The organism is Kocuria sp. U4B, from assembly GCF_054875615.1.
Window position 1 is genome coordinate 141,522 of record NZ_CM142180.1, and the last position, 26,299, is coordinate 167,820.

The 26,299-nt window shown below is 72.5% G+C and carries 22 protein-coding genes; 10 read left to right on the top strand and 12 right to left on the bottom strand.

Translation table 11 applies throughout. From position 1 onward, the window contains the following. Positions 1–1,306 precede the first annotated feature (1,306 nt). A complete protein-coding gene (locus tag ACYSMR_RS00685) occupies positions 1,307–1,957 on the top strand; it encodes a hypothetical protein (RefSeq protein WP_461747078.1) in 651 nt (216 codons plus the stop codon). A gap of 646 nt (positions 1,958–2,603) precedes the next feature. Then, complete coding sequence (locus ACYSMR_RS00690) at positions 2,604–2,942, top strand: hypothetical protein (RefSeq protein ID WP_461747079.1); 339 nt, start codon at positions 2,604–2,606, stop codon at positions 2,940–2,942. Positions 2,943–3,738: 796 nt separating this feature from the next. On the opposite strand, the gene ACYSMR_RS00695 is transcribed toward ACYSMR_RS00690, so the two are convergent. The 3 genes from ACYSMR_RS00695 to cspE form a co-directional block, all read right to left on the bottom strand. Next, complete coding sequence (locus ACYSMR_RS00695) at positions 3,739–4,962, bottom strand: IS110 family RNA-guided transposase (protein WP_461747080.1); 1,224 nt, start codon at positions 4,960–4,962, stop codon at positions 3,739–3,741. A 278-nt stretch (positions 4,963–5,240) separates the two neighbouring features. Beyond that, the gene (locus tag ACYSMR_RS00700; RefSeq protein ID WP_461747081.1) at positions 5,241–5,594 is read right to left on the bottom strand and encodes a hypothetical protein; all 354 of its coding nucleotides are present in this window, start codon (positions 5,592–5,594) and stop codon (positions 5,241–5,243) included. A gap of 759 nt (positions 5,595–6,353) precedes the next feature. Next, positions 6,354–6,560 (bottom strand): transcription antiterminator/RNA stability regulator CspE, encoded by a 207-nt coding sequence (gene cspE, locus ACYSMR_RS00705; protein WP_251334533.1) that lies wholly within the window; start codon positions 6,558–6,560, stop codon positions 6,354–6,356. A gap of 431 nt (positions 6,561–6,991) precedes the next feature. Between cspE and ACYSMR_RS00710 the strand changes: the two genes are divergently transcribed. From ACYSMR_RS00710 to ACYSMR_RS00720, 3 genes are all read left to right on the top strand, one after another. Continuing rightward, a complete protein-coding gene (locus tag ACYSMR_RS00710) occupies positions 6,992–7,297 on the top strand; it encodes an LGFP repeat-containing protein (RefSeq protein WP_251334534.1) in 306 nt (101 codons plus the stop codon). Between the two features lie 27 nt (positions 7,298–7,324). Continuing rightward, positions 7,325–7,684 (top strand): LGFP repeat-containing protein, encoded by a 360-nt coding sequence (locus ACYSMR_RS00715; protein WP_251334535.1) that lies wholly within the window; start codon positions 7,325–7,327, stop codon positions 7,682–7,684. Between the two features lie 313 nt (positions 7,685–7,997). Then, the gene (locus ACYSMR_RS00720; RefSeq protein WP_461747082.1) at positions 7,998–8,327 is read left to right on the top strand and encodes a hypothetical protein; all 330 of its coding nucleotides are present in this window, start codon (positions 7,998–8,000) and stop codon (positions 8,325–8,327) included. A 616-nt stretch (positions 8,328–8,943) separates the two neighbouring features. Here ACYSMR_RS00720 and ACYSMR_RS00725 read toward each other — a convergent pair. Continuing rightward, positions 8,944–9,144 (bottom strand): ferredoxin, encoded by a 201-nt coding sequence (locus ACYSMR_RS00725; RefSeq protein ID WP_251334537.1) that lies wholly within the window; start codon positions 9,142–9,144, stop codon positions 8,944–8,946. Positions 9,145–9,516: 372 nt separating this feature from the next. Here ACYSMR_RS00725 and ACYSMR_RS00730 point away from each other — a divergent pair, with 372 nt between their 5' ends. After that, positions 9,517–10,707: a cytochrome P450 gene (locus ACYSMR_RS00730; protein ID WP_461747083.1), complete on the top strand. Its 1,191-nt coding sequence runs from the start codon at positions 9,517–9,519 to the stop codon at positions 10,705–10,707. A gap of 88 nt (positions 10,708–10,795) precedes the next feature. On the opposite strand, the gene ACYSMR_RS00735 is transcribed toward ACYSMR_RS00730, so the two are convergent. Further along, positions 10,796–11,581, bottom strand: a complete 786-nt coding sequence (locus tag ACYSMR_RS00735; protein WP_461747084.1) for a deoxynucleotide monophosphate kinase family protein — start codon at positions 11,579–11,581, stop codon at positions 10,796–10,798. Positions 11,582–12,340: 759 nt separating this feature from the next. Between ACYSMR_RS00735 and ACYSMR_RS00740 the strand changes: the two genes are divergently transcribed. After that, on the top strand, positions 12,341–13,288 hold the full coding sequence (locus ACYSMR_RS00740) for a helix-turn-helix transcriptional regulator (RefSeq protein WP_461747085.1): 948 nt from the start codon (positions 12,341–12,343) through the stop codon (positions 13,286–13,288). 394 nt (positions 13,289–13,682) lie between these two features. Here ACYSMR_RS00740 and ACYSMR_RS00745 read toward each other — a convergent pair whose 3' ends face one another. The 4 genes from ACYSMR_RS00745 to ACYSMR_RS00760 form a co-directional block, all read right to left on the bottom strand. Beyond that, positions 13,683–14,291: a hypothetical protein gene (locus ACYSMR_RS00745; protein WP_461747086.1), complete on the bottom strand. Its 609-nt coding sequence runs from the start codon at positions 14,289–14,291 to the stop codon at positions 13,683–13,685. A gap of 511 nt (positions 14,292–14,802) precedes the next feature. Then, positions 14,803–15,519 carry a hypothetical protein gene (locus ACYSMR_RS00750; protein ID WP_461747087.1) on the bottom strand — a complete coding sequence of 239 codons (717 nt, stop codon included), beginning with the start codon at positions 15,517–15,519 and terminating at the stop codon, positions 14,803–14,805. Continuing rightward, positions 15,516–17,138, bottom strand: a complete 1,623-nt coding sequence (locus ACYSMR_RS00755; RefSeq protein ID WP_461747088.1) for a hypothetical protein — start codon at positions 17,136–17,138, stop codon at positions 15,516–15,518. Before ACYSMR_RS00755 ends, ACYSMR_RS00750 begins: the two co-directional genes overlap by 4 nt. A gap of 629 nt (positions 17,139–17,767) precedes the next feature. After that, positions 17,768–18,223 (bottom strand): hypothetical protein, encoded by a 456-nt coding sequence (locus ACYSMR_RS00760; RefSeq protein ID WP_251334544.1) that lies wholly within the window; start codon positions 18,221–18,223, stop codon positions 17,768–17,770. Between the two features lie 250 nt (positions 18,224–18,473). Between ACYSMR_RS00760 and ACYSMR_RS00765 the strand changes: the two genes are divergently transcribed. The 3 genes from ACYSMR_RS00765 (at position 18,474) to ACYSMR_RS00775 (ending at position 20,609) form a co-directional block, all read left to right on the top strand. Then, positions 18,474–18,965, top strand: a complete 492-nt coding sequence (locus tag ACYSMR_RS00765) for an NfeD family protein (protein WP_461747089.1) — start codon at positions 18,474–18,476, stop codon at positions 18,963–18,965. A 43-nt stretch (positions 18,966–19,008) separates the two neighbouring features. Continuing rightward, positions 19,009–20,139, top strand: coding sequence for an SPFH domain-containing protein (locus ACYSMR_RS00770; protein ID WP_251334546.1), 1,131 nt, complete (start codon positions 19,009–19,011; stop codon positions 20,137–20,139). A 134-nt stretch (positions 20,140–20,273) separates the two neighbouring features. Beyond that, positions 20,274–20,609 carry an RNA polymerase-binding protein RbpA gene (locus ACYSMR_RS00775; protein ID WP_251334547.1) on the top strand — a complete coding sequence of 112 codons (336 nt, stop codon included), beginning with the start codon at positions 20,274–20,276 and terminating at the stop codon, positions 20,607–20,609. A 106-nt stretch (positions 20,610–20,715) separates the two neighbouring features. On the opposite strand, the gene ACYSMR_RS00780 is transcribed toward ACYSMR_RS00775, so the two are convergent. The 3 genes from ACYSMR_RS00780 to ACYSMR_RS00790 form a co-directional block, all read right to left on the bottom strand. Then, a complete protein-coding gene (locus tag ACYSMR_RS00780; RefSeq protein ID WP_251334548.1) occupies positions 20,716–21,459 on the bottom strand; it encodes a polyprenol monophosphomannose synthase in 744 nt (247 codons plus the stop codon). Positions 21,460–21,698: 239 nt separating this feature from the next. Beyond that, a complete protein-coding gene (locus ACYSMR_RS00785; protein ID WP_461747090.1) occupies positions 21,699–23,408 on the bottom strand; it encodes an amidohydrolase in 1,710 nt (569 codons plus the stop codon). A 38-nt stretch (positions 23,409–23,446) separates the two neighbouring features. Continuing rightward, entirely contained in the window at positions 23,447–26,287 is a 2,841-nt protein-coding gene (locus ACYSMR_RS00790; protein WP_251334550.1) for a DEAD/DEAH box helicase, read from the bottom strand. Between the last annotated feature and the right edge of the window lie 12 nt (positions 26,288–26,299).

Here is a 26,299-nt window from a genome sequence, read left to right on the forward strand (position 1 = left end):
GACATCCTGAGGTGGCGGATGACCTGGGTGGCCGGATCCTCCGCCTCGATCGGTGCCGGCGCATGGCGGGGTGCGCCGGCGGTGGGGGCCGGGCGTCGTCAGCCCGGATCCTTTCCGGCAGCCCGGCGCGTGGCCGGTGCTCCGCCCGGTGCGATCTCCCGCTCCCTCTGGATGCGGGCGGCCCTGACGGTGGACGGCATCGGTTCCATCGCAGTGGAGAAGTCCACGTCCTCCCGCATCGACCTCCAGGTGCTCCCCGCTTCGCTGACGGCGGGCCGGAGCACGTGACCGCGCACTCGGTGCCCGAGCTCAGCGGCTGGGCCGACTCCCGCTGCACCCGCGGGGCCCTGCCCCGTGGGGTGAGGCGCTGTCGCGCCGTCCCCACATGTAGCCACGCCGCCCGGTCCCCCGCTGCATCTACTGACCAGTAAAGTCGACTTCAGCAGGCACCGGGGTGCCGCCGGGGTTTCGCTGCGACACACGTCCCTGGGGGGACAGCGAAGCCCGTCCCGGACCACCCCCGCCTGCCGGAGCATTTCTGCCCTCCCCCGGGCAGGAATGCTTCCCCCCGGCTCCCCCTTCGCGGAGCTGCCCACGGAGCCGGCCTCCGCACGGAATCGGGCCGATTTCCACGACGCCGCGCCCCCTCCCGACCGGTGGTTGGCCCCGCCCCTCCGTCGGCGCATCCCTTGGTGACCCCTGCCTGGGGAGCGCGGCGCGGACCTCAGCCGGACAAGAACTCGGCACCCGCGGAATCTATTCGCCGGTCAATCTATTTCATAATGCAAATAAAAGTCATCACATTGAATACTGAGGGGCATGACGCGCGATGCGGTGCGCTGTCGGCCTCGTAGCCGAAAGCATTTTCGGCATTCACCGACTTGGCGCGCGATCCGGTCGTGACGGAGCAGCATGGCCAGACGCGCACCGGATCACCGAGGGGGGCGACACCGCCGTCGGCCCGCCCCCTGCTCCTCGGTCTCCCTCCAGGGCAGACACGCACTGACCTGGGGCGCCATGCGCAACGGGGCCGGGGTCAACCCAAGAGCAACTCGCTGGGGCACCGCGTGCCACCGCCGCCGCACCAGGGATTCGGCCTCTCCCCCAGGACGCGGACAACCTCCAAATATCGGTGACAATGGGTGCGTTTCACCCTCTTCATGTGATTTCATCTTTTTACAGGGCAATTCGAAGAAAACTATTAACACGCGTGAAATTTGCTTGCGAACAATGCAGAGGCGTCCTTAGCGTGTGCATACACCTGTTTCACCAATGGGAACCAGGTCACACACACAGGGGGAACACCATGGAAAAGCTGCACAAGACTCTGGCCGGCGCTGCGCTGGCGGGCCTGATCGTGACGGGCGGCGCCTCCGCCCCGGCGTTCGCGGGGGACGACAAGGGCGACGACAAGGGCGGCTACAGCCACGACCACAAGGACAAGGGCAAGGGCAAGGACCACAAGGGTCGCCACCACGACCACGATGACGAGCGCAAGAACGGCGAAGTCGACGTCCACATCAAGTACAAGGACCGCCACGGCAAGTGGCACAAGAAGCACTACGAGGACGTCAGCCTCAAGAAGGCCGCCTCCATCGCCGAGCACAAGGGCGACGACGACTGGAAGAAGTACTACCGCGACGCCAAGTACACCGACAAGACCGGCAAGACGGTGCACACGGTGGACGAGTACAAGGTGGACGTCTGGTTCAAGCAGGACAACGACGACCACGGCAAGGACTACGGCAAGGACAAGGACAAGGACAAGGACTACGGCAAGGACAAGGACAAGGACAAGGACAAGGACTACGGCAAGGACAAGGACAAGGACTACGGCAAGGACAAGGACAAGGACAAGGACAAGGACAAGGACAACGGCAAGGACAAGGACAAGGACAAGGACAAGGACAAGGACAAAGACAAGGACAAAGACAAGGACTACGGCTACAAGAGCTGAGTCCGCGGCCTGACCCGCTGAGGGTGCCCGTCCACCCGACGGGCACCCTCAGTCGTTCCCCAGCGCAGTACCGGGCTGCGACCGGGTCGACGGCCTCCGGCAGCGCGAAGTTCTCGGCCGTGAGCTGCAACTGCGCACGCGATCGGCGTCCTCGCTCCTGATGGTCGGGTCCTTCAGCAGGAACCGGTCCACGTCCTGCGGAACGGAGGGCTTCTCGCGCGGCGCCTGCCGGCACTTCGTCTGGCGAACGGAGTCGAGCCAGCCCCGGGCCACAGTGCGCGCCACCTGGGGGATGTGCTCGGCCAGTGCGTGCTCCACCGCCGGTGTCCCGGAGAGAAAAACCGTGACGCTGGAGCCGGTGCTGCGCACCGTCCGGTTGGCGTTCGAGAGCGAGCAGGAAGCAGCCTCGTCGGACGCCGCCGGAGACGGGACGGGCCCCGGCCGGGACGTCGCAGACACCGGCGCGGGAGCCGTCGCCGCGGCAGGGCAGCGGCCAGTTCGGCGTCGATGCGGGTGATCCCCATCGGAGCGTCCTCGGCGACGGTGGCGATGGGGGCCGCTTCCGGCAGTGCACGTGGTACGAGGCCAGCGGAGGAAGCCGTGCACTGAAAAGCTCGCAGCAGCGCTGGGGGCCGGGACCCTGACGGTGACCGGTTCCGCCCCGGCCCAGGCCGCCGGGGCGGTCACCGAGGGCGCGACGGCCTACAAGATCGACAACTGCTACGACGACATGCTGGGCCATGAACCGTGCCTCACCACGGAAGGCCGTGCCCTGCGGGTGGTGCTGCCCAGCGGCCGGCAGATCAACCGGGACAAGGGCAACCACACCCAGGAGAGTCACACCAAGGACGGGAACTACTGCAGCGAGTCGGGCGTCCACCACTCTCCCGTCGTCCACGAGAAGTACCTCGACCCCTTCTTCCGGGACGATCCGGTCGGCCGGCTCAGCACCCCCGCGACGTCCTGCGCCAACGGCACCACCTGAGGGTCACCGAGGAGCTCACCGCCGTGGGCCGCATCGTCCGCCGCGAGCTCGTGGCCATCACCTGCGCCTGAACCCCACCTGATTCCTACCCGTCGCGCCCGCCCCCAGCGCCCCGGGGTCGGAGCCGCGGGACGCTGATCCCGGGCAGCCGGTCACCACGGTCGTCGGTGTCCGGCTCCTCCGCACGATGGCCTCCTCGGTGCCCAGGGGGCAGATGGCGAGGCCGGTGCCCGCGCCGCCTCCCTCGCCTCGGCACCGTCCCGGCCGGGGTCGGCCATGATCCCCCGGGGGGCGTCCAACCCGTCCTCCTCAGGCCGGCGGGTGCACAGGAGCACGACGGCGCGGTGAACATACCGCACCCGGGCCACCGGTCCCGGCCTGCTGCGGCCTCAACGACGACGGCGACCTCCCCTCTCGCTCGACCAGGGCCCCGCACCCGGCGCGCTCCCGTTGCCGGTCGTCGATCATGGCGGTGGGGATCATGTGGCCGCACTCCCGGGAAGCGTCGCACGGACTGCGGACCTGCCGTCGGGCCGTGGCCGGCGGTGAGCGTGCCGCCGTGCAGGCCCACTCGTTCGGCTCTTCCCCGGAGGTGGCGACCCCTTGATCTCGGCGCAGGTGTTGCTCGGCAAGGTGGTCCGGTCGCGACGGTCCTCTCCCACACTCGGATGGTCCAGCGGGAATACCACCGCAGCCACAGCCGGTCCAGAACCGCCGGAACGTATCAAGTCCTCAACCAACGCGAATCCGGGGACAGGGGCACCCGGCCCGGGGGGGGGTGCCTCTATGGTTTTGGTCAAGCGGCCAGGGCCACCGTTGACGGCGTATGGGGCCCGGTGGGGTCTTGGTAGAGGGTGCCGTTCCTGAGCATGGCGAAGAGCACGTCGGTCCGGCGGCGGGCCAGGGCGATGATCGCCTGGTTGTGGCGCTTGCCCTGGGCGCGTTTCCGGTCGTAGTAGGCCCTCGAGGGCGGATGGTGGAGCGAGGCGAAGGCCGAGAGGAACAGGGCTCTCTTGAGGCGTTTGTTCCCACCCCTGGGAGCGTGCTCGCCGCGGATCGAGGTCCCCGACCGTCTTGTGACCGGGGCGATCCCGGCGTAAGAGGCCAGGTGCCCGGCATCGGCGAAGTCTTTGCCCACGACCTCGGTGAGGATTCTCGCGGCGGTCCTGGCCCCCACTCCGGGCATCGAGGTCAGGACCGGGCAAAGAGGGTGGGCCTCCACGAGGGCCTCGACCTGGGTAGCCACCGTCGCCCGCTGGTGGATCAGGGCGCCCAGCTGCCCGGCCAGGATGGGCACCACGGTGGTCGCGGCCTCGGTGCCGGCCACCACCACGGTCTGCTGGGCCAGGGCCTCGAAGATCTCCTCGGTCAACGACTCGGCCAGGCGGGGGGCGTGCTTCTTCAGCCTCGCCCGCACGTGGCCCCTGCCGGCCGCGGCCAGCTTCGCCGGGGTGGGGTAGCGGGTGAGCAGATCCGCCACCGCCGGGTGGGTCACCCGCGGTCCCAGCACCCTTTCGAGGGCGGGGTGGATCTGGGTGAGCATCCCGCGCAACCGATTACTGGTCGCGGTGATCTGGGCGGCCAGGTCGTCGTCGAAACCGGCCAGCACCGCCAGCTCAGCAATCTGAGCCTCATCCACCCGGATGTTCCGCAGGGTGTGGGCCATGGTGCGGGCCGCCTCGGCGATGATGAACGCGTCCCGGGCGTCGGTCTTCGCACTCCCCGGGTGCAGGTCGGCGATGCGGCGCATCGCCAACCCGGGCAGATACGCCACCTCAACCTGCTCGGTGGCTTCGGCCACGGCCACCGGCAGGGCGCCGATGGTGGCTGGCTGGTCCACGACCATCAGCACCGGCCCGTGGATTGCAACCAGCTCCTCGAGGATCGCGCGCAGCCGGGCCTCGTCGTTAGGCAGCGCCTTGTCATAGACCGTCTTCCCGGTGCTCGTCACGGCCACCGCGTGGTGGTCGGACTTGCCGACGTCCAGGCCGATGAACACGGCCGGGCGTTGCTCGCTCATGGTGTTGCCTCCTCAACGTGGGCCCACAGCGTCTACTGACCGGCCGGGTGGTGGTCACGCTCGGCATCCACGTTACGAAGGTCCTCGAAGGAGATCCCGCCTCTATCAGCGATCCGTGACCACCGGACCGGTTGCCGGTGACAACACCCCCGGATCATGGGCGACTGGGGGCAACGATCATGCCGGCAACCGACCGGTCAGCACCTCTCATCCTGACGGACTGAAGAGCCATGAAAAAGGTAACGGGGGCGTGGCGCCTCCGGCGGGTCGGGCGCGGGTCAGGCCGCCAGAGCGGGAAATGACCAGACCCCTTCGGGCGCCCCGAGCGGCAGTGCGCGCACGGGCGGATGCGCCCGGGGACCGGAAGGCACCGCGATGGTCACCTCCCCGCGTTCGGGGAAGGTCCCCTCGCGGTCGATGGCCCCGCGCAACGACGTCACCGCGGTGGGCTCCAGGTGCCGGACGGAGTCCAGGTCGACCAGCACGTGCACGGCGGGGGTGAGCGCGCGAGCGCGCCCGATCACGGGGTGGAGCACGTGCTGGTTGGCCGCGGTGAGACATCCGGTGACGAGTATGTGGACGTAGGCGCCGTCGAGGTCCACCTGGACCAGGACCGACATGGTGTGTTTCATGGTGAAGCTCTCACAAGATAGGGACCGGCGACCGCGAGGGCCAGTCGGCGAGAAGTGAACAGACCCCGGGAGGAACAAAGGTGCACGGCGCCCGGGGTGTCCGTGGCGGGGACCGCGAAGGCGCTCCGCCGTGGGGAAGCGCCGCAGGCCTGTGGAGGCCGTGACAGCGGCAGATCCGCAGGTGGCGTCCCCGGCGGAGGGGATTCACGCCGGAGAACGCGGGTGGCCCCGCCTGCGGAGGCGGAAGGTGCCCGAGGCCGTCAGCGGCCGCGGACGCTCCTGCCGCCGCGTCGCAGCGGTGACCGGTCCGGGCGCTGCCAGGGGCCGCCCGACGACGGGGCGAGGACCCCATGAGACATTGATGCACCGGGAACACCGGGGCTCCGTGTCGTGGCAGCGGGGGCCCTCGTCTGCAGCCGTGACGGTGCGGGCAGGACCTGCGTGCTGTCGGACCGGTGCGATCTGCGCCCGGGTCGGCGAGGCGGTGAGCTCGCGGTCGGTGAGCGGGGGCACCCACTGGGCGCGGACGCGATCGCCGAAGGGGTGACGGCTCTCGTCCAGCAGTGTCGTACCCGGCGATCGCCCACTGGACGCGGGCCATCCCGTGCGCGGGGTGGCGACCGTGAAGGACCGCCACCCCGGCAGCGGGGACGAGGCAGAAAGCGGAAGTCGCCACCCGGCACACCGGGTGGCGACTCCAGGGCGGCGTCAGGCGGTTCAGCCCGGCGCCGGGGATCTCACGAGGAGATCAGTGCGAGTTCAGGAGATGACGGTGATGTTCGCGGCCTGGGGGCCCTTGGGGCCGTCCTGGGTCTCGAACTCGACGCGCTGGTTCTCCTCGAGGGAGCGGAACCCGCCGGAGTTGATGGCCGAGAAGTGCGCGAACACGTCCTTGGAGCCGTCCTCGGGGGTGATGAAGCCGAAGCCCTTGTCGGCGTTGAACCACTTGACGATGCCAGTAGTCATAAGTGACCTACCTTTTCTGGAAAACGGAGCGTCCCCGGCTCTCGGGGTACTCGGGCGTTGCGATGCCTGCCAAAACGTCTTCTCAGAAAAACTGCTGCACCCCGACGGGGCGAACTGCTCGAACTGCAAAAACGAAACTTCAACAACTGCCCCCACTGTACGCGATCCGGCCCGGATGCGCAGTGATCGGCACCACCTGCGACCCCTCGGACGGCGTGCGTGCGAGGAGAACACCCCGTCCTGACCGCTGCCGGGACCGCGACAGGGTTCCCCCGGCACCCGGACGGGCACCCGGACGGGCACCCCCGGCGCCCGCCGTGGTCATCGCCCGGGGTCCGGTGCCCGGCCGCGCGCCCGTGGTTGAGGAGGGCCGGGCGACCTCAACCCAAGGGACTGCGGGAGCCCGGTCCGGGACGAGTCCGGCCCAGTCGGTGGAGTCGCTCGACGCCGTCGAGCAGGACGTCCAGGGCGAACTCGAACTCGAACTGCTCGTCGCAGTCGCCACCGGCGCCCACTGGGTGCGCAGCAACATCGAGGCCACCTACAAGCGTCTCGGAACGGCCGACGGGGTGCTGGGCGTCCCGACCACCGACGAGGCCGCCGACGGGACCGGCGGCTGCGCCCAGAGCTTCCAGAGGGGCATGATGTACTGGAGCTCCGCCACCGGGGCCGGTGGCGCGAAGGGGATCCTGGGCTACCCGATCGCCGGCGAGACATCCGACGGCATCGGCGGCTAGGTCCAGTCCTTCCACAAGGGCCGCACCGTGCGGAGCCGGCTCACGGGGGCGTCCGCCGCCCAGGGCTCCATCGGTGATCGCCACCTCAATGCGAAGGGGCAGGCCGGCGAACCGGGCCACCCCACCCCCGCCGAGGCGCCCACCAGCACCGGCGGCTCCTACCAGAAGCTCCAGAAGGGCCGGATCTGCCGGAGTTCCGCGACCGGTGCCCGGGAGGTCCTGGGCAGGATCAGTACCGCGTACGTCGGCCTGGGCGGAACGGCCAGCCGGCTCGGGTTCCCCACGAGCGGCGAGACCCGCGCCGTCGACGGCTCGACGGTCCAGCGGTTCCAGGGCGGAACGATCACCCTGAGGACCAACGGCACCATCCGCATCGACCACCACTGAGTCGCCACCGCCACGACGACGTCGTGGACCGGTGGTGGACCCGGCGGGGCGTCGGGTCCGGGGTGGTGGAGCTGCGCGCGAGCCCGCAGCAGGGCCGCGGTCCCCTGCACGGCTGCGCTCGCCTCGTCGGCGGGGAGCACGGAGACGTGCAGCGTCCCCCGGGCCGGACGCCGAGTCCCTCGGGACCGCCCCCTCGAGTGACACGCCCACCGCGGCGGCGGTCGGGCCCACAGCCCCGGCAGAATGGCCTCGTCGCACTGCGCGAGCACGCCCCCGTGGCGCCCGTACTCCCCCTTCGAAGGAGCCCCTCCGAATGACCGAGCACCACCGTCTCGACGGACGTTCCACCCACTACACCGACGTCCAGGGGCACGTCGTGGCCAAGCGCGAGGACGGCCCCGGCTTCCTCGCCTGGACGCTGCTCTCGGCCGCGGGGCTGTCCCTCGTGGTCGCGTCCTTCCCCGGGACGAACTGGCTGGTGCTCCCCGGGGCGCTGCTGGCGCTGCTGGGGGTCAGCCAGTCCCACCCCTACCGGGCCTACACCCACTGGTACGGCCTCGTCGTCGCCGTCGTCGCCCTCGGCGGCCCCCTGCTGCACCTGCTGGCCCTGTTGGAGATCGCCGGCCCGCCGCACGGCCACTGACCGCCGCGGCCCAGGGCCCCTCCGGCTCGACGCTGGCCTCCCGGACCCTTGTGCCCGCTCGCCGGAAGGCGAGGGGCCGGGGTGGTGCTGGTCGCGGGCCGGCCGACGCCGCCGTGGTCGGTGATCACCCACTCCGGGCGCCGGCACCCATCGGCGTCCACGAGGTGAGCCGGGTCCGGGTCCACGCTCACCGTCGCGTCCAGGAGGGCGCGGGCCCGCCCGGACATCCGGATCTGCTCGACGGCCCCGCGGTCCGGCGCAGCACCGACCGGGATGTGACGGCCTCCGAGCCGCGACCGGCATCGCGCCGGGTCCGTCGGGGTGCTGGTGGCGCCCACGGACGGGAGCCTGGCCGCGGGGCAGAACCTGGAGATGAACCGGGCAAGGCACTCACGGTGGCGGCGGGAACGGCATCGCCGTCCTCACCGTGACCACCAGCCTGGCGGCAGGCCGGGTCCCTGTCGCTGATCCGGCTCGGCGGCGGGTCCTGGTGCTCGCCGGCATCGGCCTGGCCGCTCCACGAGGGCTCGAACTCCTCCTGCCGCTCTCCGGCCCCGGTCACCTGCCGGAGCCGGCAGCGGAGCGTCCGGCCCGGGCCGTGGCCGCGCGGCGCGGCTCACCGTGAGGGCCCGATCCGGATCGCGGACGCCGGGCACGCTGCCGCGGCCTCGCGGACCGCGTCGTGCACGGCCTCCGGGGGTGCCGCGTCGCGCAGGACGACGACGCCGTCCTCGTCGCGCTGGTCGAACACCTCCGGCGCCAGGGCAGCGCACTGACCGGCACCGCAGCACTTGGACTGGTCCACACCGACCTGCATGTCCGCCTCCTTGTCCCCGGCCGGCCCCGGCAGAGGGCCGGCACCGCGGCGCGGTCGGAAGGATGTCGTCCCCTGCCCGAAAAGTAGCAGGAGGCGGTGGAACATCGTCCGCTTCGGCCGTCACGATCCGGCGCGGACGGTGCCCGCTGCTCCGGTGACCGGGCGGAGGACGACGACGGGGGCGCGTCGGCCCGCACACGGCACGACGGCACGGAGCGATCACCGGTCCGCCGCGGGCCGACGACCCGAACGAGCACCGAGCGCGGCCCGTCGCTCCTGGTCACGACGCATTTGGACGGGTTTGTCCCCGCTCTGTAGCGTGGAACACCACGGAAGTCGTTCCGCCGTACGGTTGCAAGGACTGGGTGACCCATGGCCTCCACCGACCCCACCGCCCTGCCGATCACCCGGCAGTGCCCCTATGCCCCGCCGCCGGAGCATCTGCGGTTGCGCGACGAGGCGCCCATATCCCGGGTCACGCTGCCCTCCGGGATGACCGTGTGGGCCCTGACCCGCCACGCGGACATCCGGGCGATGCTCGCCGATCCGCGGTTCAGCTCCGACCGCTACCGCCCCGGGTTCCCGGCGCCCACCCGTGATCCGGTCCCGGTCTCGCTGAGCCTGCTCGGCATGGACCCGCCGGAGCACGGGCCGGCCCGGCGGGAGGTGATGGGAGAGTTCACGCTCAAGCGGATCACCGCGCTCGGCCCCCGCATCCAGCAGATCGTGGACGACCGCATCGACGCCATGCTCACCGGGCCCCGCCCCGTGGACCTGGTGCAGGCGCTGTCCCTGCCGGTCCCCTCGCTGGTGACCTGCGAGCTGCTCGGCGTGCCCTACTCGGACCACGACTTCTTCCAGACCCGCTCGGCCGTGCTGCTCTCGCGCACCGTTGCGGTGCAGGAGATCCAGCGGGGACTGCACGAGCTGCTGTCCTATCTCGACCAGCTGGTCACCACGAAGGAACAGCATCCCACCGACGACCTGCTGGGCCGGCAGATCCGCAGGCAGCAGGAGAAGGGCGCCGTCGACCACCAGGCGCTGGTCAGCCTGGCCTTCCTGCTTCTGGTGGCCGGCCACGAGACCACGGCCAACATGATCTCCCTGGGCACCCTGGCCCTCGTCGAACACCCCGAGGACCTGGCCGCGATGCGCGAGGACCCCGGCAGAACCCCCGACGCCGTGGAGGAGCTGCTGCGCTACTTCACGATCGCCGAGCTCGGGACCTCACGCGTCGCCCTGGAGGACGTGGAGCTGGGCGGGGTGCTCATCCGCGCCGGCGAGGGTGTGCTCGGGCTGTCCAACACCGCCAACCGGGATCCGGAGGTGTTCACCGACCCGGACGAGCTCGACATCGACCGCGGCGGACGCCACCACCTCGCCTTCGGCTACGGCCCGCACCAGTGCCTGGGCCAGAACCTCGCCCGCCTGGAGCTGCAGATCGTCTTCGACACGCTGTTCCGGCGGATCCCCGGTCTCCGGTCCGCCGTGCCCGTCGACGAGCTGCCCTTCAAGAACGACTCGGACATCTACGGCCTCCACGAGTTCCCCGTCACCTGGTGACAGCGGCACCGCCCGGGTGGGGAACCAGGGACCGGAGTCACGGAGCGGAGATCGTGGGCGGATCGACCGGGCCCTCTCCGCGAGCGGGTCAGGCGGCGAGCGCCGAGGAACCTACCACGGCGTCCACGAGGGTGCGGAGCTGCTGGGGTGTCCCGTCGTCGACGACGGTGGTGTCGATGAGGTGCTGGCTCACTCCGGCCCCGGAGGAGTGGGTGTTGCCGGCGGTGTTCGGGGCGGGGCGGTGGACCCGGATCACGGTGCCGCCGCTTTCCCGGATGGCCCTGGCCTCCTGGTCGGAACGGACGTCGTCGACGACCACGGGGCCGTCGATCGCCGCGGCGGCGGTGAGCGCGAGACGGACCCACAGGTCAGGGCCGAACTGGTCGATCTGGGGTCCCGCGTCAGTGCGCAGGAGCCGGTGGAGACGGTGGATCTCCCGGTGGGCGGGGACGGCGGGATCCCTGAGCCGGCTCCAGTCCCCGTTCACGGCGGTCAGGTGGGCCGACAGGCGGTCGGCGACGGCGTTCCTGTGGGCGGGGACGCAGAAGGGGTCGAGGAGGCGGGCGGCCTTGGTGGCCGGGCGGATGCGTCCGTCCTGGGGATCGGCCAGCAACCCGCGGCGGGAGATCTCCCGGGAGAAGGCGTTGATCAGCCGCTGGGACTCGTCGAGGGCTTTCTTGGGCACGGTGCCGGAGTCGTCGTCGCGGGCGCGTCGTCGGGTGCCTTCGACGAGCGGGTCGACGGCCAGCAGGATCTCCCGGACGGGGTCGGACAGGCCCAGGCGGGTGTGGCCGTGGGCGGCGACGAGGTGGGCGGCGGCGGTGTCCGCGCCCGAGTGGGGGTGGCCGGTGAGGCCGAGGAGGGAGGTGGCCATGGGGTGCTTTCCTGGGTAGTGCGGATGTCCCGTCCTCCAGGGGTACGGGCGGAGCGGGGCGCAGCGCGGGGCGCAGCGGGGAACGTCCCGCCCGGCGACGGGCGCTCGCGCGGTGGGGTACCGCCCGGGGTGGGCGGTGGCTGAAGGGCGTGGGTTCAGGGTACTGCCCACGTCCGACCGTCTGTGCAGGCTGCGGGCGGCCCGGCGGTGCCCGGAGGAGGTGTTCGCCGGAACCCCTCGACCGGGCGCACGGGGCCGAGGATTTTCAGCTCCGGTTCAGCAGGCCCGGGCCATCCTGGTGGCACATGGTTTCCCCTGACCGTGGACCTGAAGAAGGTGACAGCAGGAGGCCGCCGCCGGTGAGAACCCGACGGCGGCCTTCTGCGCACCCGGGCCCGGGCGTGGTCCTCGACCCCCGTCCCGGCACGGTCACGGCGGTCCGCCCCGGGTCCTCCCACCACCCGGCGTAGGGCACGGCGGGGAACAGGACGACCGGGGTTGCCGGGAGGGTGTCCTGGGGGTGCCCGCAGCGCAGCGCCCGGCGCGCGGTCGTCCCACGCGCGCCACGGCGCGTGCCTGCGGGCAGAGGTGGTTGCTGTCGGCCGGATCCGGCGAGGATCATGGGGCACAGCACCTTCACGGTGAGCTGTTCCTCGACGAAGAGGGTCCTGGGATGACCTTGTGCGCACTGTCCTTCCGCGGCAGGGGCCGGCGGGGCCCGACCGCGCTGAGTGGCACGCCCGGAGCCGGAGCACTCCGGTGAGCGAGGCCTTCCGCTACGAGCTCACGGCCACCGACCCGGAGGCCGCGTCGTTGCTGTTCGCGACCATCGGCGCGCGCTTCACCTTCCACCCCTCCGATCGCGACTTCTCCTACCACGAGTTCCGCGCCGGGGACGAGGCTCTGACCGTCTCCCGCGTGGAACTGGCCGGGTCGTACTCCTCCTGGGGCGACACGGAGATGTTCAGCGTCGTCCACGGGCACGCCGGCCGCTGCGACTGGTCCACCCGCGACGAGGCCGGCACGGGGATCGGGGCGCCGGTGCTGTTCCGGCCCCGCAGCCCCACGCTCTTCGTCGTGGACGCACTGGAGGCCACGAACGTCTACCTCACCTCGCACCTGCTGCAGGACGTCGCCGACACGGTCTACGGCTCCGAGAACGTCCCGGTGGCCTTCGCCTCCTCCCACCCGGCCAGCACCAGCCTGGGCCACTACTGGTCGGGCCTGGCCCGCCTGGCCCGGGACACCGTGGACTCCGGGGCCTTCGAGGCGCCCCTGGTGCGCGCCAACCTCACCCGGCACCTGGCCGTCGCCGTGCTCGAGTGCTTTCCCCTGACCGGTGACCGCCAGACGCGGTCGCTGTCCATGGCCGCCCAGACCCGCCGCTACCGCATCGCCAAACAGTTCTTCGACGACCACGCCCCCGGACCGGTCACCGTCGAGGACGCCGCCCGTGCGGCGAGCACCACCACCTCCCTCCTGACCCGGGCCTTCCGGGCCAACCACCCCCAGGGGCTGAGCCCCACCGAGTACCTGCGGCGGGCGCGGCTGGCCGGGGCCCACGCCGACCTCCTCGAGGCCGACCCCACCACCGGGGCCACGGTCGCCGGCATCGCCGCCCGCTGGGGCTTCGCCCACCCCGGCCGCTTCGCCGGTCACTACCGCGCGACCTACGGCGTTCCCCCGAGCACGACCCTCGGCCGATGACCGCCCGCCCCGCCCACCCCGGGCGGAGCAGCGCCACGGTCCTGGGCGGCCCCGTGCGGCCGCTCCATCCCGCGCCCCCGGCGCCGCCGTCGTGAGGAGATCCAGGCCTCCGGGCCGACCCGCTGCCACGGACCGGGCGGTTGATCCGGCTGCCGGGACCACGACCTCGAGGACCGGGCCCGGGCATGCAGGTGCACCCCACCCGCCGCGCGGATGGGGTGCACCAGCAATGTGGGTGACGGCCTGACCGCTGCCCGCCCGGGTCGTGTGCCCGGACGCGTACGGCCGGTGGTCGGTCCTCCTCAGACGAGGGACAGCGCCCGGGACGGCAGGAACTGCTCACGGCAGAGCGTGGCCCGTCCGCCGATCGGCTCCCGGGCCGCCCGGCTCAGTGCTACACGTGCTTGTGCTCGTCCTCGTAGTCCTTGGTGCCGTCGCCGTCGTCGTCGTCGTCGTGCTTGTCCTTGGTGCCGTCGCCGTCGTCGTCGTCGTCGTCGCAGTCCTCCTTGCCGTCGTGGTCGCTGTCCTCCCACTTGGCGTGGTGGTACTTCTTGTCCTCGGAGTCCTCGGAGTCCTCGTCCTTCTCGTCGTCGTCGTCGGCGTCGTGGTACCAGTGCTCGCCGTCGTGCTTCCAGTTGTGCTCGTGGACGTACTTCTCGTCGTCGTCCTTCTCGTCGTCCCCGTCGTCGTCGTGGTACCAGTGCTCGCCGTCGTACTTCCAGTCGTACTCGTGGAAGTACTTCTCGTCCTCGTCCTCCTCCTCGTCCTTCTCGTCCTCGGAGTCCTTGTCCTCGTCCTCCTTGTACTTGGAGTCCTTGTCCTCGTCCTCCTCGTACTTGTCGTCGTCGTGATCGTAATCCTTGTGATCACTGGATTTGCCTTCGTGATGACCGTTAGACTCGTGGTCATCACCCCCGCCCGCGAACGCGGGGGTGCCCAGCGAGCCTCCGAGGAGGGCGGCGGCAATGGCCGCACCGGCAAGAGTCTTGTGCAGATCGTTCATGATGTCCCCTAGAAAGGGCATGACTAAAAAACTGTCATGCACGCGAGAGAAAATATGTCAAGGCCTGTGAGCTAGGCCTCCCCTGTGAACGAGGTGACACCACCGTAAAAGGGTGTTCGCGGGCGATTCAAGACTGCAACTCGAATGATGGGCATTTGTGGACGGTTGCACAAAAGCCTTCCATCCGGGGCGGTTTAGTGGTGCGCCGGCGGGCCCACCATGGTCCCTCTCCGCGCACCGGGGCGGTCCCGACCGGTGAGTTCGGGGCGTTTTTCCTAGTGGGGGCGAAGTTTCGGTCACGAGCAGCGCCCCGGTCGCCCCCTGTGGTCGGCGCGGCCCGCCGTCCGGATCCGGTCCGAGGAGCGACCCGCGCCCCGCAGCACCGTGACGGTCCGGTCCGCAATGTGACACCGACGCTACGACCGGCCGCCGGGACCCGGCCACGGTTCACGGCACCGGACGGCCGACCGGCGCCGGGACCGGACCGAGCGCTCCGTCCTGGGCAGCAGGGTCAGTCCCTGCCCTGCCAGGGGGTGACGCTCATCTGCACCCCGGTCACCGCCACGGTCCCGGTGTCCAGGGTGAGGTAGCGCTGCTGCCCCTGGTCCTTGATCCAGCCCTCGATGCTGCCGCCGTGCTCGGCGATGGCGCGCACGACCTGTTGGATGTCGTAGCCGCCCTTCTCCCCCAGGCGCATCTGCCGGCCGTTGGAGAACGTGATGTCGAAGGACACGCGCATGGGCGGGCGGTCCTTCCGGCCGTACCGGCGGCGGGCGGCCGAGCGGATCTGGCGCTCGATGCGCTTCCAGCCGGCCTCGTTGCCCTTGGACCCCTTGGTCTTGGGGAACTCCGTGGCGTAGATCCGCCCGCCGCTGCGCAGGTAGTGGGTCTTCTCGGGGACGTAGCGCCCGCGCCTGGGCACGGGGGCGTAGCGGGCGTTGGGGTCGAGGTCGGCCGGCTGGTGCGACGGCTCCCCCCGGCGGCCGCGCACGTTGGCCGGGGTCCCGGCCCTGGTGCGGCGGCGCTCGGGCCGGTGGGTGACGGTGCCCGTGCTGCTCAGCTCCGTGAGGGCCCGGACGTAGTGCGCCCCGGACTTCTTCCCGCGGGCGATCTGCGAGACGAGGGAGGGGTCGCGTCCCAGGGCCCCGGCGATCTCGCGGTTGCTCATCGCCGCCTTCTCCTTGAGCTCCGCGATGAGCTCCTGGGCGGTCCGGTGTGCGGGGCTCACGCGCTCACCTCGTCGCTGCTCTGCCACGCGGCCGCGGGCCCGGCCGTCTCGGCCCGGTGCATGAGCGCGTCGCGCTGGGCGCGGGTGACCGGCAGGGGCAGCGGGCCGTCGAGCACGCCTTTCAGGCGCAGCTTCCCGGCGCGGCCGTCGTCGGCCCCGCCGTGGGCGGTGGGCAGGGCCCAGGTGGGCACGGTGGTGGTGTAGAGGGCGTCACCGTTGATGCCGATCAGCTGGTGGGGGGCGACGTGCAGCGCTCCGGACGGGGCGGCCTTGGTGCCGTCGAGCACCCGGGCGCGGGCGCGGCCCCAGACCTGGGCCGCGAGCTCCGGGTGGTAGAACTGCCGCTGCCGCTCGGTGGCGGGACTGGGCGCCTGGTAGGTGATGCGGTTGCCCCACATGCGGATGCTGTGCTGGTACTGCTCCGGCACCTCGAAGGTGGAGGACACCGTGACGGTGGACCGGCGGCCCCGGGAGGCGAAGGCGCCGATGGTCTCCAGCAGGACCGCCCGCAGCGCGGTGCGCGCGGCGTCCTTGACCGCGTCCTCGACCTGGGCGATCTCCACCGCCTCCCGGGCGTTCTGCAGCCGCTCGGCGAAGGTGTCCAGGGGGCGCGCCGCGACGAGACGGGTGTCCCCGCGCATGGCCGGCTTCTTGGCCGTGAACTGCACCGCCTCGACGAACGTGTCGGGCCGCCATCCGTGGGCCAGTCCCACCCGCAGCTCGGCGGCGTCCACCCACGTCTCGGCGGTGGCGCCGGGGCGGTTGGGCCAGTACCACTCGCTGGTGCTGCCGGGCACCTTCACGCCCCAGACGCCGAGGTGGGTCCAGCCGGGCGGGACGGTGAAGCGGATCAGGTAGCGGGCCGGGGCGTAGGGGCTCTCCTCGAAGAGGTAGTGGGCGTCGATCCCGCGCAGGCGCCGGGCGGGGCCGACGGCGAGCTCGTTGCACAGCCCCGCGTACATGAACCGGCCGTCGAGGTAGGCGAAGCCCTCGATGCTGTCCCGCCCCTGCGCCGGGTCGATCAGCGGCACGCAGTCGGGGTGGTCGGTGAACGAGGGGCCGGCGACCAGGTGCTCGATGTGGTGCTGGCCCGAGGTGCGGTGGATCTCCTCGGCCACGTCGTCGTCCACCGGGGCGGGATCGAGGTTGGCGGGCATGGACAGCGCCCACAGGTTCTGCCCCGTCGCGGCCGGGGACTTCATCAGCGCCGTGAGCTTCGGCTCGGACCGGCGCAGCGCGGCCGCCACGAGGTCCCACGCCGCGCGGGCCTGGTGGATGCCCAGACGGGTGCTGCCGAACCACGCGGCGGCGGTGGCCACCTCCAGCGGCCGCGCCCTCGGGTCCCCCTCGGGCTGGGTCGCCTCGTGGAAGTAGCGGCCCGTGGGCGGGGTGTCCAGCCAGTGGGTGCCGTGGCGCCACCCGGGGGTGTCGGCCATCAGCCAGTGCGGCCGGCCCGGCTCGGCGGTGGGCAGCCGGCCCGTCAGCATGATCCGCTGCGCCCCGGCCGCGTAGGCGGTGTCGAGCAGGTCCGTCAGGTTCGGGGTCTTCCGCCGTCCCCGGATCACCGGCGACACCCGCCGCCCGTCCCAGGTCACGCCGTAGCCGGTGCCCGCCTCCACCCAGAGGATCCTCTGCTCACTGACCCGATAGGGCTGCGGACGATTCGCACTCACCACAGGAACACCCTTCCACATCGCACGGCTCCACAGCTGCCCAGTCTCCCAGGTCCATGGCGGCCGTGCCGCACCCGGCCCCGGTGCCGGAGGAGCCGGAGCGCACCGCGGCCACCGAGGCCCTGCGGGGCGCGTCGTCGTCCGTCCCCCAGGGGGGCCGTGACCGGGCTGCCCCGCAACGCCACCGGCGTCGTCGTGCACCCGGCGGTGCCGGCCGACCCCGCCGGGCCGGCGCGGGTGGACGTGTGGCGCGTGACGTACCCGGATCTGCTCCCGCCGTCCCCCCTGGACGTGCGGGACGAGCCCTCCCGCGCGTCCATGTGGCGGGACGCCCCGGCGGCCCCGGTGGCCGAGCACCGCGTGCTGCCCCTGCTCCGGGAGGTCCACGGCACCGGCCTGGCGTCCCGGTTCACGGAGCTGCTGCTGGGCGAGGCCCCTGCCGGCCTGGGGGTGCTCGACGGCAACGCGCGCGCCCGGGCGCTCCACGCGCGTTGCGGGCTCCGGCCCGAGGCGCGGTGCGCCCCCTCGGGTCCGGGGCGGCGCGGGAGCTGCGGTCGGTCAGTCGCCCACCGGGCTCAGGCGGACCGGACCGGGGCGCCGGCGGCGTCGTCCGCCCAGGCCCCGGCCTCCGGGTCGGCCTCCGCGGGCGCCTGCGCGGCGGTCTGCTCGGCGTGGCGCAGGACGTCGTGGTCGAGGACGTGGTCGGCGTGGAAGGTGTCCGCGAGCCGGCGTGCCTGGGCCACCTGGCGCGCCGGGGCGCCCGGCCGGACGGTGAGGTCCACGTAGACCACCGGGCGCCCGTGGCGCCGCTCGAGGTCGGAGCGCAACCGCTCGGCGCGGGTGTCGTCGGGCGCGCACTCCCCCGTGCCGAGCAGCACGAGCGCGCGCTCGACGTCCGGCACGGCCGAGTGCCATCTGGTCATGACGGTGGGCAGCCTCGCCTGCAGCGCGGCCAGGCCGACGACGGCCGTCGCGGTGCCGGCCAGCCAGGCCCCACCTGCGCAGAGTGCCACCGAGGTGACGTGCTTCATGTCCTGCCTCCTCCCCGTGCCGGGATCGGTCGTCCTGTCCGGCGGCGCCGGCGCGGACGAGGTGCGCGTGCTGCCGCCCGTGTCCCCCGGACCGGTGGTACCACGGTAGTAGGGTGAACACCATGTGAACAGTCGCTATTCCGCCGGCCACCGCGCGCCGCGCCGTTCCGGGGACCTGTCGGTGCGCTGGGGCACAATGGCACCAGGACGGGCACGTCCTCGCGCAGGCGCACGGAAGGCCGGGATCGGGATGTGGGAATGGCTGGTCGACAACGCCTGGCTCTTCTGGCTGATGGCCGTGATCGTGCTGGCGGCCGTCGAGATGCTCACCCTGGACTTCCTCTTCCTCATGATGTCCGCGGCGGCCCTGCTGGCGTTCGGGCTGAGCTGGCTCACGGACAACTTCGTGGTGCAGGTCGTCGCGTTCGCGCTCGCGTCCGTGTTGCTGATCTTCCTCGTGCGCCCCGTCGCCCTGCGGCGGCTCAACCACTCCGCGCCCGGGACCGCGTCCAACGCCGCCCGGCTGATCGGCCTGCCCTGCCAGGTCCTGGACCCGGTCACCGCCCGGGGCGGGCTCGTGCGGCTCGAGGGGGACACCTGGAGCGCACGCTCCGTGACGGGTGAGGAGCTGCCCTCCGGCACCGACGCCTTCGTCCACGACATCGAGGGCGCCACCGTCCTCGTCGCCCCGTACCCCGCCCCGACCGCCGACGGCCGGCCCGCCCCGCGCCCGGCCTTCTGACCTCCGCCCGAACCCCGCCCCGCCCACATCGAGAGAGGCACCCGTGGACCTCGCCGTCATCGTCCTGCTCGTCCTCCTGGTCGTCCTGGTGGCGATCGTCCTGCTCCGGTCGGTGCGGATCATCCCGCAGGCGCGGGCGGGGATCGTCGAGCGCCTGGGCAAGTACCAGGCCACGCTCACGCCCGGGCTGCACTTCCTCATCCCGTTCGTCGACCGGCTGCTGCCCCTGATCGACCTGCGCGAGCAGGTGCAGTCCTTCCCGGCGCAGTCCGTGATCACCGAGGACAACCTCGTGGTGGGCATCGACACGGTGGTCTACTTCCAGGTCACCGACCCCAAGGCGGCGACGTACGAGATCGTCGACTACATCCAGGCCGCGGACCAGCTGACCTCCGCGACGCTGCGCAACGTCGTCGGCGGCCTGAACCTCGAGGCGGCCCTGACCTCGCGCGACAAGATCAACGCGGAGCTGCGCGGCGTGCTCGACTCCACGACCGGGCGCTGGGGCATCCGCGTCTCGCGCGTGGACATCAAGGAGATCACGCCCCCGCCGTCCATCCAGGACTCCATGGAGAAGCAGATGCGGGCGGAGCGGGAGCGCCGCGCCGTGATCCTCACCGCCGAGGGCGACAAGCAGTCCCGCATCCTCATGGCCGAGGGCCAGCGGCAGGCGGCCATCCTCTCGGCCGAGGGCGAGGCGAAGGCCGCGATCCTGCGCGCCGACGGCGAGGCCCAGGCCATCCGGAAGGTCTTCGACTCGATCCACCGCGCCCGGCCCACCCAGAAGCTCCTGGCCTACCAGTACATCCAGACCCTGCCGAAGGTCGCCGAGGGCAGCGCCAACAAGGTGTGGATGATCCCCGCCGAGCTGGGCGACGCCCTGCGCGGGGTGGGCGAGTTCCTCTCCCGGCCCGACGACGACGGCGCGGGGGACCGCCGCGGCCGGTCCGAGGCCCTCGACGAGGAGGTCGAGCCGATGCCCGCCGCCGAGGACGAGCCCATCGTCACCCCCGAGGAGGTGCGGGTGACCGAGGACGACCTCCGGCCGAACCTCGAGCGCACCACCGTGGACCCGGACGCCTTCACCGTTCCGCGCGCGGCGACCGTCGACCCGGACGCCCCCGTCGTCCTCGGCGGTCCGCTGCCCCCGGACGGCGGGCCGGCCCCCCGCTGAGCCACCGGCCGGCGCCCGGGAACATTCCCCGCGCCACGCGCGTTGCACCCGGTGGATCCCGGGCCCCGTGCCCGCCGTCGACCCGAGCGTGCGCCACGTCCGTGGCCACCGTCAGTTATGGAGGAACCACCACAATGAGCGATCGCAGCCTCAGGGGAATGCGTCTGGGCTCCCAGTCCATGGAGACCGAGGCCGGCGTCGAGCCGGCGCCGCGCCAGCGCGTGGAGTACCGCACCGAGGACGGCGAGAAGGTCGTGGTGACGTTCGCCGCGGAGGCGGAGATCCCCCCGGTGTGGGTGTCGAAGACCGGCAAGGAGGCCGTCCTCGTCAACGGGGAGAAGCCGGAGAACCCGAACGAGAAGCACCAGCGCACGCACTGGGACATGCTCCTGGAGCGGCGCAGCGTGGAGGAACTCGAGGACATCCTGCAGCAGCGCGTCGAGTACTACCGCCAGAAGCACGCCATCTGAGCGCGCCCCGCACGCACGAGGAGGGCCCCACCCGGGTACGGGTGGGGCCCTCCTCGTGCGTGCGGGGCCCGTGCGCGGCGGAGCCCGGTGCGCGCGGACCCCGGGATCAGCCGCGGACGCGGCCGAGCTTGCCCGCCAGGGTCCTGGCCCGGGCGGAGAGGCCCCACTGGGCCACGCGCACGACGGCCTCGCGGGTGACGTCGGGGCTCATCTTCGACTCCCCCTCCGCACGCTCCACGAACGTGATGGGGACCTCGACGACGTGCAGCCCCGCCCGCTCGGTGCGCCAGCCCAGGTCGATCTGGAAGCAGTAGCCCTTCGAGTCCACGGTCTCCAGCCCGATGCGCTCGAGGGTCTCCCGGCGGAACGCCCGGTAGCCGGCCGTGATGTCGTGGATCCGGGAGCCGAGGAGGGTGCGGGCGTAGAGGTTGCCGCCGCGGGAGAGCAGCTGGCGCTGCAGCGGCCAGTTCACGGTGCGCCCGCCGGGCACGTAGCGGGAGCCGATGGCGAGGTCGGCGCCGCGCTCGACGGCGTCTAGCAGCAGCGGCAGCTGCTCGGGCTGGTGCGAGCAGTCGGCGTCCATCTCGACCAGGACGTCGTAGTCGCGGGCCAGGCCCCAGCGGAAGCCGGCGATGTAGGCGGCGCCCAGGCCCTCCTTGCTGGTGCGGTGCAGCACGTGCACGTTCGGGTCGGCCGCCGCGAGCTCGTCGGCGAGCCGGCCGGTGCCGTCGGGGCTGTTGTCGTCCACCACCAGCACGTGGCCCTCGGGGACCGCCTGGCGCAGCCGCTCCATGACGGTCGGCAGCGACTCGCGCTCGTTGTAGGTGGGGATGACGGTCAGTACGCGCACCGGGTCGGGTCCTTTCGGGGTCTCACCTGTCAAACCACAGGGCAGGCTCGCTCGCCTTCGGACCAGGCCCGCCCTGAGGGGATGCGGACCTGTTTTCTAAGGACGAGTGAGCCCACCCGGCAGCAGTTGCCCAGCCTATCCTGCACCATCCTCCCGACCAAGACCGCCGCCCGCAGCGGGCGTGGCCGCCGCGGGCGGTCCCGTCCGGGGACGCTGCTCCGCGGGCGGGGACCCGCGGCTCAGAAGCCGGCGGAGCGGTACAGCTCCACGCCGTCGAGCACGGTGAGGCGGCACTCGGGCAGGAGGTCCCCGTCGAGGGCGGGCAGCAGCGGCGTGCGGGCGCGCGGGTCGGTGCTCCAGGACGCGCCGGTGCCCTCCGCCTGCTGGACCATGAGCGCCTGGACGTCCCACACGGCGAACGTGGCGGGGGTGCCGGGGGCGAGCTGGCCCTGCATGGGGTCCGGGCTGCGGGCGGCCCGCCAAGCGCCGCGGGTGTGGGCAAGGAAGGCGGCCCGGGCGGAGATGCGCTGGTCGGGGTCGTGGTGCTCGAGGCACGCCTTGACGGTCGCCCACGGGGACAGCGACACCACCGGGGCGTCGCTGCCGAGGGCCACGGGCACGCCCGCCCGGTAGTAGGAGGCCAGGGGGTTCATCCCGGCCGCGCGCGCGGGCCCGAGGCGCTGCTCGTAGAGCCCGCCCGGTCCGCCCCAGGCGGCGTCGAAGCCCGGTTGCACGGAGACGGTGACCGCGTGCCGGGCCAGGCGCTCCACGCCCTGCGGGTCGATCATCTCGGCGTGCTCGAGCCGGTGGCCGGCCGCGTGCAGCGCCCGCTCCCCGACGCGCGCGGCGGCGAGGTCGAGGCCGTCCAGGACGGCGTCCATCCCGGCGTCGCCGATGACGTGGAAGCCGCCCTGCAGCCCGGCCTCGGTGGTGGCCGCCAGGTGGGCGGCGACGGCCCCGGGATCGAGGTAGCGGTCCCCGGCGGTGTCCGGGGCGTCGGCGTAGGGGGCGCGCAGGGCGGCGGTGCGGGAGCCCAGGGCCCCGTCGACGCACAGGTCCCCGGCGAGCCCGATCAGCGACTCGCGCCGCTCGACGGGCCGGCCGAGCAGGGCGGCGAGGGCGGCGTCGAAGCGCCCGGCGACCGCCCGGGCCGCGTCCGCGGAGGCCGCGAGCTCGCCGCGGTACGGCAGCACCCGCGGCAACGGGCCGGCCGCGCCGAGCCCGTGGTTGGCGAGGGCGACCAGGTGCACGAGGTCCTCGAAGGGGGCGACCTGCTCGGCGGAGGCCTCGGCGAGGGCCACGTAGCCCCGGGACGCCGCGTGCTGCAGGGCCCGGTGGTGCAGCTCGCCCCGGCGGCGGGCGTCGAAGTCCAGGGCCGCGGCCCGCACGGCGTCGTGGGCGGCGTTCTCCACGCGCCCGTCGCCGAGCCACCCGTCCACGCCGGTGAGGCCGAGACGGCGGGCCAGGGCGGACGAGACGACCCCGGAGTGGACGTCGACCCGGGCCAGGTAGACCTCCCGGCCGCCGGCGGCGCGGTCGAGCTCCTCGGCGGTCGGCGCCCGCCGCTCCGGCCACACCGACTCGTCCCACCCGGAGCCCAGCAGCACGCCCGTGCCCGTGCGCGCCGCGGCCGCCACGGCGTCGAGCACGGCGGCCAGGGAGCCGGCCTCGGCGAGGTCCAGGGTGGACAGGGCCAGCCCGGTCTCGGCCACGTGCACGTGCGAGTCCACGAAGCCGGGGGCCAGCAGCCGCCCGTCCAGGTCCACGACGTCCATCGCGGAGTCCTGGATCGACGTGGCGGCCTCCTCGGAGCCGACCCACGCCACGCGGGCGCCGTCCACGAGCAGGGCGGTGGCGAAGGGGTCCGCGGGGCTGTACACGGAGCCGTTGCGGTAGAGGACCGGCCGGGCCGGGGAGGCGGGGGCGGACGGGGGCAGGGTGGAACTCACGGGTCTCCTGTTCGGACGGACGCGGGGACGGGGAGGGCTCAGTCCTCGAAGGTGGAGTGGGCGACGACCCCGCGGCGGACCAGCGCGATCGCGCGCTGGCACTGCGTGCGGACCTCGGGGCCCAGCAGCTCGATCTTCGCGAGCTGGTCGAGCATGTCGATGACCTGCTTCGACCAGCGCACGAAGTCCCCGGCGGCGAGCTCCGTGCCGGTGAGCGCGGTGCTCAGGGTCGCCCCGCGCGCCCACAGGTACATGGGCTCGACGAGCCCGAACTCGGGCTCGGCCGTGGGCTTGAGGTGGTGCTCCTCCTCGCGGTCGGTGAGCCGGGACCAGTTGCGCACGACGGTCTGCGCGGCGCGGTCCATGGCCGCCGAGGGCAGCACGGGCTGGATGCCCTGGTCCTCCCGCTTGGCCTGGTAGACGAGCATCGTCACCACCCCGGCGGTCGCGGCGGGGTCGAGGCCGTCGAGGAAGCCGTCGCGCAGGCTCAGGGCCAGCAGCAGGTCCCGGTCGCCGTAGATCCGGCGCAGCTGCTCGCCGGCCTCGGTCGGCCGGACCTCGCCGTCGGGCCGGGTCGCGAGGTAGCCGAAGGAGTCCAGGACCTGGGAGACGCGGTCGAAGGTCTTGGCGATCGTGTTGGTGCGGCCCTCGATCTGGCGCAGCAGCCCGTCCGTCTCCCGGCGCAGCGTCCACCACCGCTCCGCCCACCGGGCGTGGGACTCGCGGTCCGAGCAGCCGTGGCAGGGGTGGCTGCGCAGGGCGCGGCGCACCTCGGCGATCCGCCGCTCGGACGCGCTGGTGCCGCGGTCGAACTGGATGGTGTGCCCGCGCCCGGTGGTGCCGCGCGGGGGCTTGTGCTCGTGGATGGCGTTGCGCATGGAGGAGGCGAGGTCGCGCCGCTCCTTGGGCGTCTTGCCGGTGAACTGCTTGGGGATCCGGATCCGCGACACCGGCTCGAGGGGCCCGTCGAGGTCCTGGGCGCCCACGCGCCGCAACTGGTGGTCCAGGGTGAGGATGGACGGGCGGGGGTCGTCCCGGTTCGCGTCGGTCGCGAGCACCACGGCGTAGCCGGCGTTGCGCCCGCGGGGGATGTCGACGACGTCGCCCGGGAGCAGGTTGTGCAGGGACGCGACGGCGTCGGAGCGGCGCTGGCGGGACTCGGAGCGCTCCGCGGACCGCTCGAGGTCCTTGAGCTCGCGGCGCAGCCCGAAGTACTCGGTGAAGTCCCCCAGGTGGCACGTCATGGACTCCTCGTAGCCCCTGAGGGACTCCTCCTGGGCGCGCACCCGGCGGGCGAGGCCCACGACGGAGCGGTCCGCCTGGAACTGCGCGAAGGAGGACTCGAGGATCTTGCGGGAGCGGTCCGCGCCGAACTGGGCGATGAGGTTCACGGACATGTTGTACGTGGGCCGGAAGCTGGAGTTCAGCGGGTAGGTGCGCTTGGAGGCCAGGCCGGCGACCGCGTGCGGGTCCATGCCCGGCTGCCACAGCACCACGGCGTGGCCCTCGACGTCGATGCCGCGCCGCCCGGCGCGGCCGGTGAGCTGGGTGTACTCCCCCGGCGTGATGTCCACGCGGGACTCGCCGTTGAACTTGTCGAGCTTCTCGAGCACCACGGAGCGGGCCGGCATGTTGATGCCCAGCGCCAGGGTCTCGGTGGCGAACACGGCCTTGACGAGCCCGTCGGCGAACAGCTGCTCCACGAGCTCCTTGAACGCCGGGAGCATGCCCGCGTGGTGGGCGGCGACGCCGCGCAGCAGCCCGTCGCGCCACTCGTAGAAGCCGAGCACGTTGAGGTCGGCGGCCTCCAGCGTCGCGGCGGCCTCGGCCACCCGCGCCCGGATGGTCTGTTGCTCCCGGTCCGTGGTGAGCCGGATGTCGGCGTCCACGCACTGCTTGACCGCGCCGTCGCACCCGGCCCGGGAGAAGATGAAGGTGATGACCGGCAGCAGGCCCTCGGCGTCGAGCCGGCGGATCAGCTGCGGCCGGGACACGCGCCGGGTCTCGGGGCCGGGCCGGTAGCCCTCCCCGCCGTTGCGCCGGGCGAAGCGGTCGCGGGAGCGCCCGCCGGGGCCGCGCCCGCCCCGGCGGCCCCCGCGCGGGTGCTCCGCGCGGGCCAGCTGGAGCAGCTCGGGGTTGACGTCGGGCTCGTCGCGGCCGGGCCCCTCGAGCCGCTCGGCGGCCTCCTCGACGGTGGTCTCCTCGAGGAAGAGGTCGAGCAGGCGCCCGCCCACCTGCACGTGCTGCCACAGCGGGACGGGGCGGTGCTCGGAGACGACGACGTCGGTGTCCCCGCGCACGGTGTCCAGCCACGCCCCGAACTCCTCGGCGTTGGAGACGGTCGCGGACAGCGACACGAGCTGGACCCGCTCGGGGAGGTGGATGATGACCTCCTCCCACACCGCCCCGCGGAAGCGGTCGGCGAGGTAGTGCACCTCGTCCATGACCACGAACCCGAGGTTGGCCAGCGTGCGCGAGTCCGCGTAGAGCATGTTGCGCAGGACCTCGGTGGTCATCACCACGACGTCGGCCTCGGAGTTCACGGAGGTGTCCCCGGTCAGCAGCCCCACCCGGTCCGCGCCGAAGGCGCGGGAGAACTCGTGGAACTTCTGGTTGCTGAGGGCCTTGATGGGGGTCGTGTAGAACGCCTTCTGCCCGCGGGCCAGGGCCAGGTGCACGGCGAACTCCCCCACCACCGTCTTGCCGGCGCCGGTGGGCGCGGCCACCAGGACGCCCCTGCCGTCCTCGAGGGCCCGGCAGGCGGTCAGCTGGAACTCGTCCATCTCGAACTCGAGGCGCTGCTGGAAGACGGCCAGCTCGGTCCTCGCGTGAGCGGCGCGCTGCTTGGCGGCCAGGTATCGGTCGGCATAGGAGGACATGCGTCCACCCTA